Source organism: Pseudoalteromonas sp. SG43-1 (assembly GCF_014164415.1).
Classification (GTDB): Bacteria; Pseudomonadota; Gammaproteobacteria; order Enterobacterales; family Alteromonadaceae; genus Pseudoalteromonas; species Pseudoalteromonas distincta.
In genome coordinates, this window is the sequence record NZ_JACJFD010000084.1 from 1 (window position 1) to 341 (window position 341).

Sequence of the window (341 nt, forward strand, 5' to 3'; positions counted from 1 at the left end):
CAAATGCGCTTTCTGAAAATGCTAACTTAGATAGCTTAGAAGATGATTTTGATGATGAACTATTAATTGATAATGACTTCTCTGAATCAGAAGCTAAGGTTGAAGACGAGTCGTTTGATGATGATTTACTGCAAGAAATTAATGACGGAATTGATTCTGTTGAACCAGTTAGTATAGAAGAGGATACCAAACCTCTTAACCTTGATGAAGTTCAAGAAACACTAGAAAGTGAGTTGCCATTTACCCCCGAAGAATTACAAGGTGATGATTTAGACGGTGAGGCGCAGGGAGTCGCTTCCAGCCAAGCTGAGCAGGACTTATCAAATGCGCTTTCTGAAAAT

1 protein-coding gene is annotated in these 341 nt (G+C 38.7%); it reads left to right on the forward strand.

Annotated features, from left to right (window positions below; genetic code table 11):
• On the forward strand, positions 1-341 hold a 341-nt coding region (locus H5159_RS20825), incomplete at both ends, for a hypothetical protein (protein WP_182780975.1).